The organism is Spirillospora sp. NPDC046719, assembly GCF_040645715.1.
GTDB lineage: Bacteria > Actinomycetota > Actinomycetes > Streptosporangiales > Streptosporangiaceae > Spirillospora.
Map to the genome: position 1 here is coordinate 1 of NZ_JBEYYT010000310.1, position 11,544 is coordinate 11,544.

Consider the following 11,544-nt stretch of genomic DNA (forward strand, 5'->3'; position numbering starts at 1 on the left):
ACGTGGTGCGGGGCGTGCGGGTTCGCGCGGGGGTTGAGGGGGGGGTTGGAGGGGGGGACGGCGCGGGCGGCGCGGGCCGTCCGCGCGGGGGTCCGCGCCGCCTGCGCCTCGACGAGCTCCGGCACGACGGCGGGCGCGACCGGGTGCGCCGTGTCGTTCCACCGCCGCAGGACGAGGTCGCGCTCCGCGTCGTCGAGCAGCTCCACGTCCCGCAGCGGGGTCGACGGGTCCGCCTCGCCGAGCGCGCGCATGAACCGGACGTACCGCTCGTGGTGCGCGGCGACCTGCTCCTCGGTGTACAGGTCGGGGTGCGCCTCGAAGTCGACGCGGATCCCGGCGCCGTCGAGGTTGTCGTAGATGTTGATCGCGAGGTCGTCGATCGGGCCGATCGTGATGGCGTGCATCCGCGCCGGCAGCCCGGCGAAGTCGAGCCGGTAGTCGAACGCCATGATGTTGATGACGGGGCCGTAGAGCCGGCGCCGCTCGCCGAGCAGCTTCAGGTCGCGCAGCAGGTCCTCGCGGCGGTACCGCTGGTGCCGCAGCGCCCGCGCGCTCGCCCGCGTCGCCGCGCGGACCAGCTCGTCCACCGTCATGTCCGGCCGGACCTGGACGCGCAGCGGCAGGATCGTCGACAGCATCGCCGGCGTCTCCCGCGCGATCCGCGTGGTGCGGCCGCTGACCGCGAGGCCGAGGATGACGTCCTCGGTGCCGGTCATCCGCGCCACGTACGCGGCGGTCGCCGCGATCGCGAGGCCCTGCGTGGCGGTGCGGAGCCGGCGCGCCCCCGTCGCGAGCGCCGCGGACTGCTCCGGCGGGACGACCTTGACCCGGCTGATGAAGTCGGCGGTCGGCTCGGCCATGTCGTCGGCCAGGCTCACCGCGACGGGCTTGTCGGCGAACCGCTCCGTCCAGTAGGCGCGGTCCCGCTCGAACCGCTCCGACGCCCGGTACTCCTCCTCCTCGGCGAGGACGCGGCGGTAGTCGCCGAGCTCCGCCGGGACGTACTCGCCGCCGTTCGCCAGCGAGGTGTACACCTCGGCGGCCCGGTGCATGATCAGCGGCCCGCTGTGGCCGTCCTGGATCGCGTGGTGCGTGCGGATGAACCACCGGTGCAGCACGGGCGACAGCCGCAGCATCGCGGTGACGAACAGCCGGTCGCCGTCCAGCGGCAGCGGCTCCGCCATCCGCGCCTTCATCCACGCCCGCGCCGCCGCGTCCGGGTCGGGCTCGACGGACAGGTCCACCAGCGGGATCGAGACGCTCGCGTCCGGGTCGAGGACCTGCCGCACCGCGCCGTCCCGCTCGGCGAACCGGGCGTGCAGCGCCAGCACCTCGTGCGCGCCGATCCGCGCCACCCGGTCGAAGAGTTCGTGGTCGAGCGGGCCCTCGATCTCGATGTACTGCGCGATATGGATCGGCGTTTCGGGCGCCAGCTGCTGCGCGTACCAGACGCTCTGCTGAGCGGCCGATAGAGGAACGTACTCGGTGGACGGCATCAAGTGGTGCTTTCCCGGTCGAAGGGGGTTTGCTTTTGCCAGGCTTCGGCGTCAGGAAGGCGCCGGCGGGCGGAATTCAAAGAGAATGACCACAGAACTGATCGGGCTGCTCCCCGTCCCCTTTCACCCGAGTCCCTTCCGGGAACGCGGCGGCGGCGCGCGGACCCGGGGATCGACGCCCCGTGGTCCCGCCAATACAGAGCGCCGCCGCTTTCCGCCCTCGACCGGGACCCGCCCCGCGACCCATCGTCCTACTCAGGAGTAGCGGGGCCACAGTTAACCAGCCTGTCACATGCCTCGCAATCCCCTCGAAAGTAGAACTTGACCCCGCCAATTGCTCACGGGAGTGACAAAAGACCCGGTCACCGGCATGGGCGGTCAGCGGCAGGACGCTCACCCTATGACAAAGGTTGACAACTCAACACGAACAAGGTGATTACGGAGCGTTAAATGATCTCCGTGCGGGGAGTGCCGCCGGCCGCCCCGGCCCGGCCGCTACCTGGCCGGGTACTCGTGCACGACGACGGCCGCGGCGCGCACCCCGGGGTGCCGCTGCAGCACCGCCTCGATCTCGCCCAGCTCCATCCGCACGCCGGAGATCTTCACCTGCCGGTCGACCCGCCCCAGGTACTGCAGGGTCGGGCGGTCCTCGCCGCCCGCCCCGGCGGGCAGCAGCCGCACCGCGTCGCCCGTCCGGTAGAGCCGCCCGGTCGGCGACGGGCCGAACGGGTCCCGGTAGAACGCCTCCCGGGTCCGCTCGTCGTTGCCCAGGTAGCCGCGGCCGACGGCGACGCCGCCGACGAACAGCTCGCCGGTCTCGCCCGCGTCGCACGCCGTCCACGTCCCGTCGTCGCCCTCCCGCAGAACGTGCAGGCGCGCGTTGACGACCGGGGTGCCGATCGGCAGCCGCAGCAGGTCCAGGTCCCCTCCGGTCACCGTGTGGTGGGTGACGTCGTCGGAGCACTCGGTGGGCCCATAGGCGTTGAGCAGCCGCGCGTGCGGCATGGCCTCCAGCCAGCGGCGCGCGAGCTCGGCCGGCAGCTCCTCCCCCGTCGCGATCATCCAGCGCAGCCCGCCGAGGCTCCCCTCGGGCGCCCCCGGCAGGTCGTCCAGCAGGTGCCGGACCATGGTCGGGACCAGCTCGACGACCGTGATGCCCTGCTCGTCCACCGCCCGCGCGAACGCGACCGGGTCGTGGCCGACCTCGTCGCCGATCACGTCCACCCGGCCGCCGACCAGCAGCGGCGCCAGCATCTGCCAGATCGAGATGTCGAAGCCGAGCGGCGCGGTGAACGCGAGGACGTCGTCCCCGGTCAGCTCCAGGTCGACGATCTTGGCCCAGAGGTGGTTGACCATCCCCTGGTGCTCGACGACCGCGCCCTTCGGCCGGCCCGTGGACCCCGAGGTGAACAGCACGTACCGGGGCCGGTCCGGCCCGTGCAGGCGCGGCCCGCCCGCCCACGGCTCCAGGCCCGCCGCGTCCGCCGTGCGCAGCACCCGGCACCCGGCCGCCGCGGCGCCCTCCAGCAGCGCCGGCGCGCTCGCGCCGTCGTCCACCAGCACCAGCACCGGCGCGCCCGCCTGGTCGAGGACGTCGCGGACGCGCCCGGCCGGCCAGGTCTCGTCGGCCGGCACGTACAGCGCGCCGACCAGCTCGATCGCCAGGAACGCCGCCACCACCGCGGCGCAGCGCCCCCCGCCGACCCCGACCACGGTGCCGGGCTCGACGCCCGCGCCCGCCAGCAGCGCGGCCAGCCGGCGCGCCTCCGCCGCGAGGCCGGCGTAGGACAGCGACCGGGACCGGTCGGTCACCGCGGGCCGGTCCCGCTCGGCGGCGAACCGCTCCACCCGGACGATCAGCGGGTCGGCGAGGTCGACCGCGTGCTCGCGCACCATCCCGTGCCGCGCCGCCAGCTCCCGCGCCCGCTCCGCCTCGCCGGCGGGCACGGCGAGGACGGGCAGGCCGTCCAGGGGCAGCAGCCGATCCACGGCCGGGCCGCGAGCGCTCATCTTCACTCTCCGTGATGTCGTTCTTCTCCACCGTCATCGGCAAAAGAAGTGGAGGTCATAGCTTATGTCCGGCTCCGGTCCGCACCGCTCCGGATTCCGCGGATTGGACCCTACTCGCAGGTAATCGGGGGTTGCGACGGAACATGCCCGAAGGTACGGTGAGGCTCCGCCATGGTCTGGCGTGAGGCCCGCGGCGAACTCGGGGGAAGATGAGGGAATTGTTTCTTCATTCAAGGGTGACAGCGTGCCGATAATCACCTCGCCGCAGGATTTCAATGTGGACGACCTTTACGTCGACCTACGCCGCGTCATCGACCGTCCACTCTTCCTCAAATGCGAGGGATTCAATTTCGCCGGCTCGGTGAAACTGAAGGCCGCCGCCGCGATGGTGGAGGCCGCCGAACGCGAGGGCGTGCTCGCCCCCGGCTCGACGATCGTCGAGTCGTCCTCCGGCAACCTCGGCATCGCGCTCAGCCTGATCGCCGCCGACCGCGGCCTGCGGTTCGTCTGCGTCACCGACCCGCGCTGCAACCCCGCCTCCGTCAAGGTCATGCGCGCGCTCGGCGCGGAGGTCCGCGTCATCGCCGACAAGGACGCCAACGGCGGCTACCTCGGCGGCCGCATCAAGTACGTCCAGGACCTGTGCGCGTCCGGCGACGGGTACGTCTGGCTGAACCAGTACGCCAACCGCAACAACTGGCTCGCCCACTACCGCGGGACCGCGCCGGCGATCGACAGGCAGTTCCCCGACCTGGAGGTCCTCTTCGTCGGGGCGGGCACCACCGGCACCCTGATGGGCTGCGCCCGCTACTTCCGCGAGCACCGCCGGCCCGTCACGATCGTGGCGGTCGACGCGGTCGGCTCGGTCACCTTCGGCGGCATCCCCGAGCGGCGGATGGTGCCCGGCCTCGGCACCAGCGCCAGGCCCGCGCTCGTCGACGAGTCCTACATCGACGACGTCGTGCACGTCGCCGAGCCCGACACGATCCGCACCGTCCACGCGCTGTCCTCGCGCGGGTTCCTGTTCGGCGGCTCGACCGGGACCGTGGTGTCCGGCGCGTCCCGCTGGCTGGACGCCAAGTACCCCGGCGAGGACCCCGTGGCCGTCGCCATCGCCCCCGACCTCGGCGAACGCTACCTCGACTCCCTTTACGACGAGAACTGGCTCGGCGAGCACTTCGGCGAACTGCTCCCGGGGCTCGATCTCCCGGCCGCCGGTATTCTCGGCGTCTGATCATCCCGAACACCGCGAAAAGGACACGGAGTCCCTCCATGACGCAGGCCCCCACGTTCGCCGTGATCTCCGGCGCCCAGGTCCACGACGCGATCGCCGGGCGCGAGGAGCAGGTCATCGGCATGGTCGAGGCCGCCTACCGGCTGCACGGCGAGGGCCGCACCGTCAACCCCGACTCCTACTTCCTGCGGTTCCCGGACCGGCCGTCCGACCGGATCATCGCGCTGCCCGCCTCCGTCAAGGGCGACGTGGACGTGCACGGCATCAAGTGGATCTCCAGCTTCCCCGGCAACGTCGCGAACGGGATCCCCCGCGCGTCCGCCGTGCTGATCCTCAACGACGCCGAGACCGGCTACCCGTTCGCGTGCCTGGAGAGTTCCATCATCTCCGCCGCGCGCACCGCCGCGTCGGCGTCCCTCGCCGCCGCGACCCTCGCCGACGCGCGCGGCGACCGGCCCCGCCGGGTCGGCTTCGTCGGCGTCGGCCTCATCGCCCGGTACATCCACACCTACCTGGCGGGCAACGGCTTCACGTTCGACGAGCTCGGCATCCACGACCTGTCCCCCGAGCACGCCGAGGGCTTCAAGGGCTACCTCGAACGCTCCGAGAAGGGCACGGTCACCGTCCACGACTCCGCCGAGTCGCTGATCCGCTCGTCCGACCTGATCGTCTTCGCCACCGTCGCGGGCGAGCCGCACGTCACCGACCCGGCCTGGTTCGCGCACGACCCGCTCGTCCTGCACGTCTCGCTGCGGGACCTCTCCCCCGAGATCATCCTGTCCGCGTACAACGTCGTGGACGACGTCGAGCACTGCATGAAGGCCAACACGTCGCCGCACCTGGCCGAGCAGAAGGTGGGCAACCGCGACTTCGTCGCCGGCACCCTCTACGACGTCCTCACCGGCGCCACCACCCCGCCCGCCGACAAGCCGGTGGTCTTCTCCCCGTTCGGCCTCGGCGTCCTCGACCTCGCCGTCGCCAAGTACGTCCACGACCAGGTCACCGCCGCCGGGAACCTGCACACGGTCCCCGGCTTCTTCCACGAGATGAAGCGCTACGGCTGACCCGCACCTCGAAAGGGACGCCCGCCCGGTCCACCAGCCGAGTGGATAGGAGGGGCGGGGAGCGGGCACGGGTCGGTCATGGACGAGCGAGACGATCCGCGTGGGGACGTTCAGGAGCTGAGCGACTTCGAGCTGGCGGTGTACGAGACCGTGGCGGAGATCGACGTCGAGGGCCGCGCGGCGGACTTCGAGACGATCGAGCGGCTGATGGAGGCGCCCGAAGAGGATCTCTGGGCCGCGCTGGGCCACCTGGTGTCGATCAATCACCTGCACTCGACCCCGAAGGGCTACGTCCTGGGCCCGCACGACTGGGACGCCTGACCCGCCGGCCGGGGGCGTCCCGGTGAGCGGGAGGCGGTGGCGCCGGACGGGGGCGGGGCGGGAGGATGGTCCACTGCCGTGCACGTGTCTGGTCAGGGAGGCCGCCGGATGGAGCTCGTCGTCACCGAGGAACAGCGGGAGCTGCGCGACGCGCTGCGGCGGTTCTTCGCCGACCGGTCGCCGTCGGCCGAGGTGCGGCGGCTGATGGAGACGGCCGAGGGCCACGACCCGAAGATGTGGGCGCAGATGGCGGAGCAGCTCGGGCTGCAGGGCCTGGCGGTCCCCGAGGAGCACGGCGGCGCGGGCTTCGGCGTCCGGGAGCTGGCCGTCGTGTTCGAGGAGATGGGGCGGGCGGTCGTGTGCGCGCCGTTCCTCGCCACGATCACCGCGGCGGAGGCGCTGCGGGCCGGGGAGGGCGGGCACGACCTGCTGCCCGGCATCGCGGACGGTTCGACCATCGCCACGCTCGCGATCGCGGAGGACGGCGGAAGCTGGGACCTCGACGCCGTGGAGACGCGGTTCGAGGGCGGCGTCCTGCGCGGGACCAAGAGCTTCGTGCTCGACGGATGCCTTGCCGGGCTCGTGCTCGTGGCGGCGAAGGACGAGGACGGCGCCGGGCTCTACGCGGTGGACGCCGATGCCGAGGGCATGACCAGGACGTCCATGCCGACGCTCGACCAGACGCGCAAGCTCGCCCGGATCGTGTTCGACGGGACCCCGGCGCGGAGGGTCGGCGGCGCGGACGCGATCCGGCACGCGCTGGACGTCGCCGCGGTGGCGCTGGCGGCCGAACAGCTCGGCGGCGCGCAGCGGACGCTGGACATGACGGTCGAGTACGCGAAGGTGCGGCACCAGTTCGGCCGCCCGATCGGCTCGTTCCAGGCGATCAAGCACCGGTGCGCGGACATGTTCGTGCTGGTGGAGTCCGCGCGGTCGGCGGTGCTGAACGCGGCGGCCGCCGCCGACGAGAGCCCGGAGGAGCTGCCGCGCGCGGCGGCGCTGGCGAAGGCGTACTGCTCGGACGCGTTCTTCCACACGGCGGGCGAGGCGATCCAGCTGCACGGCGGCATCGGCTTCACCTGGGAGCACGACGCGCACCTGTACTTCAAGCGGGCGCAGTCGTCGCGGCAGCTGTTCGGGTCGCCGGACGCGCACCGCGAGCGGCTCGCCGCGCTCGCCGGCATCACGGGTGCAGCCTGAGCCCCTTCAGGGCCTTGTCCACGCCGTTCTTCGGCCCGTGGACGGCGAACCCGACGAGCGGCATGTCCTCGGCGGTGACGGCGCGGACGGTGGCGCGGTTGGCCTCGTCGTGGCCGGTCTTGAACATGTCCTCGATGTAGACGGCGATGTCCATCCCGCGGGCGAGGGCGCGCGCGTGCGCCGCCTTGACCCCCGCCGCGTCGGCCTCGTAGACGAGGACGGGCTGGCGGAACATCGCGAGGTAGGCGTTGCCGGAGGCGTCCTCGTAGGGGTCGCCGATGACGCCGGGCACTCCCCCGGCCACCGCGCTCGCCAGGAACGCGGTGACGTTGAGCCGCTGCCAGGCGGCCAGGTCGTCGCGGACCACGATGCCGATCTTGGTGTCGAAGCGCATGCCGTCCAGGCTGGCGGGGCGGACGGGCGGCGGTCTTGAACGCTCGTGCGCCGGGCCACACTGGGGGCGTGGACTGGAGCAGGTACTGGCGGTCGCCCGACCGCCCGCTGGAGGCGATGCACGCGCACTTCGAGCGGCACGCCTACCACCGGCACAGCCACGAGACGTACTCGTTCGGCGTGACCGAGGACGGCTACCAGGCGTTCCGGTGCCGGGGCGGCGCGCACACGAGCGCCGCCGGGATGGTCATCGCGTTCAACCCGGACGACCCGCACGACGGCCGCCCGGCGGACGCGCTGGGCTTCACCTACCGGATCGTGCACATCGGCCCGGAACTGGTGGCGGGGGTGCTGGCCGACATCGGGGGGCGTCCGGCGGGGCTCCCGCTGTTCGACGCCCCGGTGGTCGGCGATCCCGTCCTCGCCCGGAGCCTGCGGGCCCTGCACGGCGCGCTGCTCGGCGGCGCCCCGGCGCTGCGCCGGGACGAGCTGCTCACCGCGGCGGTCGGCGCGATGGTGAACCGCGCCGCGTCCGGGCGGCTCCGCGTCGGGCCGTCGTCCGGTGCCGCCGCGCGGGCCCGGCGCCGCCTGGAGGACCGCTACCTGGACGCCATCGGGGCGGACGAGCTGGCGGAGGCGGCGGGGTGCAGCAGGTTCGCGCTGTACCGGGCGTTCCGCCGGGCGTACGGGATGGCGCCGAGCGACTACCAGCGGCAGTTGCGGCTGCGCGCGGCGCGGGTCCGGCTGGCGCGCGGCGAGCCGATCGGGGAGGTGGCGGCGGCGACGGGGTTCGCCGACCAGAGCCATCTGACGCGGTGGTTCGTCCGCTGCTACGCGATGACGCCGGGGAGATTTCGAGCCGCCTGCGGTGATTGAGGAACAATGTCGCCCATGATGCGGGCGAGCGGAGCGATGTTCGGACTGGCGTACGGGGACGCACTGGGTGCGCCCACCGAGTTCCTCACGATGAAGCAGATAGAGCAGCGTTTCGGTGCGCTGGGCCCGGCGGAGCCGGAGGGCGATCCCGCCCTCGTCACCGACGACACGCAGATGGCGATCGCGGTGGGCCTCGCCCTCCTGGACGCCCTGGCGAACCCGCCGTTCACCCCCGACCTGGTCGCGCCGATGTGGCGGCGGCGGTTCGTGGACTGGCTGAACAGCCCCGACAACAACCGCGCTCCGGGCAACACGTGCCTTCGGGCCTGCCGGGGCCTGGCGGCCGGGCGGCCGTGGGTGGAGGCGACCGTCGCGGGCTCCAAGGGCTGCGGCGCGAACATGCGCGTGGCGCCGGTCGGGCTCGCGCCGGGCCTGACGGACGAGACGCGCGCGGGCGCCGCCCAGCTGCAGGCGGCGATGACGCACGGGCATCCGACCGGGCTGGCGGCGAGCGAGCTGACCGCGTTCGCCGTCCGCCTGCTCGCCGACGGCATGGCGCCCGCGGACCTGCCCGCCGCGCTGCGCGCCCGCTGCCACGAGCAGCGGTCCGTCTACCACGAGCGGTGGCTCGGCACGCTGTGGCAGCGGCCCGGCATGGACTCGCCCGAGACGTTCATCGCGCGCGGCTGGGACGAGTGCCTGGCCGTCCTCGACCGGCTGGACGAGGCCCTCGCGCGGGGCGACCGCGCGTCCGACCCGTGCGAGACCACCGGTGCGGGCTGGTGCGCGGAGGAGGCGCTCGCCACCGGGCTGCTGTGCTTCCTGCTGTTCCCGGACGAGCCCGTCGCGGCGATCCGGCGCGGCGCGGCGAGCTCCGGCGACTCCGACTCGATCGCGTGCCTGGCGGGCGCGTTCGCGGGCGCGCACCTCGGCATGGACGCCTGGCCGGCCGCGTGGGCCGGGCGGATCGAGTACGCGGCGGACCTGGCCCGGCTCGGGAGCGCCTGGGACTAGCGCCGGGGCGGCGGCACGAGAGCTCTCCGGGAGAGCCCTTGACCTCCCGCCATCCGAAAGCTAATCTCATTAGCCATAGAGCTACATCAATGAACCGGAGTGCGCCATGAGCGACCAGACGCAGTACCTCGACCTTCCCGGCGGACGCCTCGCCTACGACGACGAGGGCGACGGACCGCTCATCGTGTGCCTGCCGTCCATGCTCGACCTGCGGTCGCAGTTCCGGTTCCTCAAGCCGCGGCTGCTGGAGGCCGGATACCGGGTCGTCACCGTCGACCAGCGCGGGATGGGCGAGAGCAGCGCGGCCTGGCCCGAGTACGGCAGCACGCCGCTGGCGCACGACCTGATGGCGCTGCTGCGGCACCTGGACGCCGGACCGGCCCTGGTCTACGGCTGCTCGAACGGGGCCGCGGCGGCCGTCTACGCCGCCGCCGAGGCGCCCGAGCTGGTCAGGGGCCTGGTGCTGGCGGCGCCGTTCGTCCGGAACGCCCAGGCGGGCCTGGCGATGAAGCTGACGATGGGGCTCTTCCGGATCCCCGGCCTGGCGCTGCCGCTGTACATGTCGTACTACCCCAAGTGGGAGCCGAAGCGCCCCGCCGACTTCGACGAGCACGCGGCCCTGCTGAAGGCCAACTTCAAGGAGCCGGGGCGCGGCAAGGTCATCGCCTCCTACATGGGCATGTCGCACGACGAGGCCGAGGCGCGGCTGGACAGGGTCACCGCCCCCGTCCTGGTCATCATGGGCACCGCCGACGTCGACTGGCCCGACCCGGCCGCCGAGGCGGGATGGGTCGCCGGGCGGCTGGACGGGAAGGTCGTCATGCTGGACGGCGCCGGGCACCACCCGCACGTGGAGTTCCCCGCCGAGATCACCGAGGCCGTCCGCGCGTTCGACGCCGGCCTCTAAGGCTCGGCGGTCCAGCCCGTCCAGGCGTCGATGGCGATCGCGATGACCGGGCCCTCGGGCGGGCGGTCCCGGTACTGGGCGTAGCGGGCGGCGAGGAGCCGGACGGGCTCGGCGCGGCGGGCGTCGTCCTCGACGACGGCGGCGCGGCCGTCGACGCGCACCCACCAGAGCCGGTCCCAGTCGTCCTCGTAGTGGTCGGCGAGCAGCGCGACGTGCGGGTTGGCGCGGACGTTGGCCAGCCGCCGCAGGTCCCGCGTGGTCTTCGGCTTGTGGTCGACCGCGGTGTAGACCGACCCGCGGTGCACGGCGAACGTGACGGGGACCAGGTGCGGGCGGCCGTCCTCCCCGACGGTCGCGAGCCGCGCCACGGGGACGCTCGCGAGCAGCCGGCGCGCGTCGTCCGGTGAGAGCTTGGGCACGGGGTGCAGCCTGCCACGGCGCGGCGGCGGTTCCCAGGCTCCCCCGCGCGGGCGAGGCGGATCGCTCCCTGGCGGGAGGCCCGCCGGGGCGCGGTCCGGAAGGCTCGGACCCGTGGAAACGATCTTCAGACGGTGGCCCGCGTGGGCCGGGTACGCGGCCGGGGCGTGGGCGGTGGGCGCGGCGGCGCTGGCCCTCTACTGGGCCGCCGGAGGGACGGCCGGCTACCCGCTACGGGACGTGCGGGACGCGCACGCGGCGGCCTGGCCGATCGGGGCGGTCCTGCTGGCCGGCGGGATCATGGCGGTGGCGAGCGTCCGGGACGTCGGGCGGCTCCTGCCGCGCGCCTGGCCGCTCGCGGGGCTCTGGGCGGCCTGCGCGGTGGCGGGCGCGGGGACGTTCGGGATCGTCATGAGCGCGCTCCAGCTGGTGTTCACCGGGACGGTCGACGACTGGCCGGTGTTCGGCGTCGAAGCGTCCTGCGCGGTCGGCGCGGCCCTGTTCGCGGGGGCGGCCGCGGCGTTCCGCCGCCGGACCGAGGGGGCGTGCGCGCGCTGCGGCCGCCTGCACGCCGCGATCGGGGCCGCGAAGGTCCCGGCGCCGGTGACGGAC

At 73.5% G+C, this 11,544-nt stretch carries 11 protein-coding genes and 1 pseudogene; 8 read left to right on the top strand and 4 right to left on the bottom strand.

Translation table 11 applies throughout. The features are described from left to right. The coding region (locus ABZ914_RS36240) for a condensation domain-containing protein (protein WP_500198824.1) at positions 1-1,496 on the bottom strand (1,496 nt) is incomplete at its 3' end. 495 nt (positions 1,497-1,991) lie between these two features. Then, positions 1,992-3,506, bottom strand: a complete 1,515-nt coding sequence (locus ABZ914_RS36245) for an amino acid adenylation domain-containing protein (RefSeq protein WP_500198825.1) — start codon at positions 3,504-3,506, stop codon at positions 1,992-1,994. Positions 3,507-3,783: 277 nt separating this feature from the next. On the opposite strand from ABZ914_RS36245, the gene sbnA reads away from it, so the two are divergent. The 4 genes from sbnA to ABZ914_RS36265 all read left to right on the top strand — a co-directional run bounded on the left by sbnA (position 3,784) and on the right by ABZ914_RS36265 (position 7,325). Continuing rightward, positions 3,784-4,740: a 2,3-diaminopropionate biosynthesis protein SbnA gene (gene sbnA, locus ABZ914_RS36250; protein WP_500198827.1), complete on the top strand. Its 957-nt coding sequence runs from the start codon at positions 3,784-3,786 to the stop codon at positions 4,738-4,740. Between the two features lie 38 nt (positions 4,741-4,778). After that, on the top strand, positions 4,779-5,804 hold the full coding sequence (sbnB, locus tag ABZ914_RS36255) for a 2,3-diaminopropionate biosynthesis protein SbnB (RefSeq protein WP_500198828.1): 1,026 nt from the start codon (positions 4,779-4,781) through the stop codon (positions 5,802-5,804). 78 nt (positions 5,805-5,882) lie between these two features. Beyond that, positions 5,883-6,125, top strand: coding sequence for a hypothetical protein (locus ABZ914_RS36260; RefSeq protein ID WP_190866492.1), 243 nt, complete (start codon positions 5,883-5,885; stop codon positions 6,123-6,125). A gap of 108 nt (positions 6,126-6,233) precedes the next feature. Then, on the top strand, positions 6,234-7,325 hold the full coding sequence (locus ABZ914_RS36265) for an acyl-CoA dehydrogenase family protein (RefSeq protein WP_500198830.1): 1,092 nt from the start codon (positions 6,234-6,236) through the stop codon (positions 7,323-7,325). On the opposite strand, the gene ABZ914_RS36270 is transcribed toward ABZ914_RS36265, so the two are convergent. Then, the gene (locus ABZ914_RS36270) at positions 7,309-7,719 is read right to left on the bottom strand and encodes a DUF2000 family protein (protein ID WP_500198831.1); all 411 of its coding nucleotides are present in this window, start codon (positions 7,717-7,719) and stop codon (positions 7,309-7,311) included. The genes ABZ914_RS36265 and ABZ914_RS36270 overlap by 17 nt on opposite strands. 68 nt (positions 7,720-7,787) lie before the next feature. On the opposite strand from ABZ914_RS36270, the gene ABZ914_RS36275 reads away from it, so the two are divergent. The 3 genes from ABZ914_RS36275 to ABZ914_RS36285 all read left to right on the top strand — a co-directional run bounded on the left by ABZ914_RS36275 (position 7,788) and on the right by ABZ914_RS36285 (position 10,515). Further along, positions 7,788-8,594, top strand: a complete 807-nt coding sequence (locus tag ABZ914_RS36275) for a helix-turn-helix transcriptional regulator (protein ID WP_500198833.1) — start codon at positions 7,788-7,790, stop codon at positions 8,592-8,594. Between the two features lie 15 nt (positions 8,595-8,609). Then, positions 8,610-9,608 (top strand): ADP-ribosylglycohydrolase family protein, encoded by a 999-nt coding sequence (locus tag ABZ914_RS36280; protein WP_500198834.1) that lies wholly within the window; start codon positions 8,610-8,612, stop codon positions 9,606-9,608. 106 nt (positions 9,609-9,714) lie between these two features. After that, positions 9,715-10,515 carry an alpha/beta fold hydrolase gene (locus ABZ914_RS36285; RefSeq protein ID WP_500198835.1) on the top strand — a complete coding sequence of 267 codons (801 nt, stop codon included), beginning with the start codon at positions 9,715-9,717 and terminating at the stop codon, positions 10,513-10,515. Here the strand turns inward: ABZ914_RS36285 and ABZ914_RS36290 are convergent. Continuing rightward, positions 10,512-10,934 carry a TIGR03668 family PPOX class F420-dependent oxidoreductase gene (locus ABZ914_RS36290; RefSeq protein WP_500198837.1) on the bottom strand — a complete coding sequence of 141 codons (423 nt, stop codon included), beginning with the start codon at positions 10,932-10,934 and terminating at the stop codon, positions 10,512-10,514. The two genes, ABZ914_RS36285 and ABZ914_RS36290, sit on opposite strands and share 4 nt — an antisense overlap. 112 nt (positions 10,935-11,046) lie before the next feature. On the opposite strand from ABZ914_RS36290, the pseudogene ABZ914_RS36295 reads away from it, so the two are divergent. Continuing rightward, positions 11,047-11,544 (top strand): annotated as a pseudogene (locus ABZ914_RS36295) (hypothetical protein); the annotation flags it as partial.

Bases quoted from the DNA above. Each gene is read 5' to 3' on its own strand.
- ABZ914_RS36270 (WP_500198831.1), bottom strand. From the start codon at position 7,719: ATGCGCTTCGACACCAAGATCGGCATCGTGGTCCGCGACGACCTGGCC.
- ABZ914_RS36245 (WP_500198825.1), bottom strand. From the start codon at position 3,506: ATGAGCGCTCGCGGCCCGGCCGTGGATCGGCTGCTGCCCCTGGACGGC.
- sbnB (WP_500198828.1), top strand. From the start codon at position 4,779: ATGACGCAGGCCCCCACGTTCGCCGTGATCTCCGGCGCCCAGGTCCAC.
- ABZ914_RS36260 (WP_190866492.1), top strand. From the start codon at position 5,883: ATGGACGAGCGAGACGATCCGCGTGGGGACGTTCAGGAGCTGAGCGAC.
- ABZ914_RS36265 (WP_500198830.1), top strand. From the start codon at position 6,234: ATGGAGCTCGTCGTCACCGAGGAACAGCGGGAGCTGCGCGACGCGCTG.
- ABZ914_RS36285 (WP_500198835.1), top strand. From the start codon at position 9,715: ATGAGCGACCAGACGCAGTACCTCGACCTTCCCGGCGGACGCCTCGCC.
- ABZ914_RS36280 (WP_500198834.1), top strand. From the start codon at position 8,610: ATGATGCGGGCGAGCGGAGCGATGTTCGGACTGGCGTACGGGGACGCA.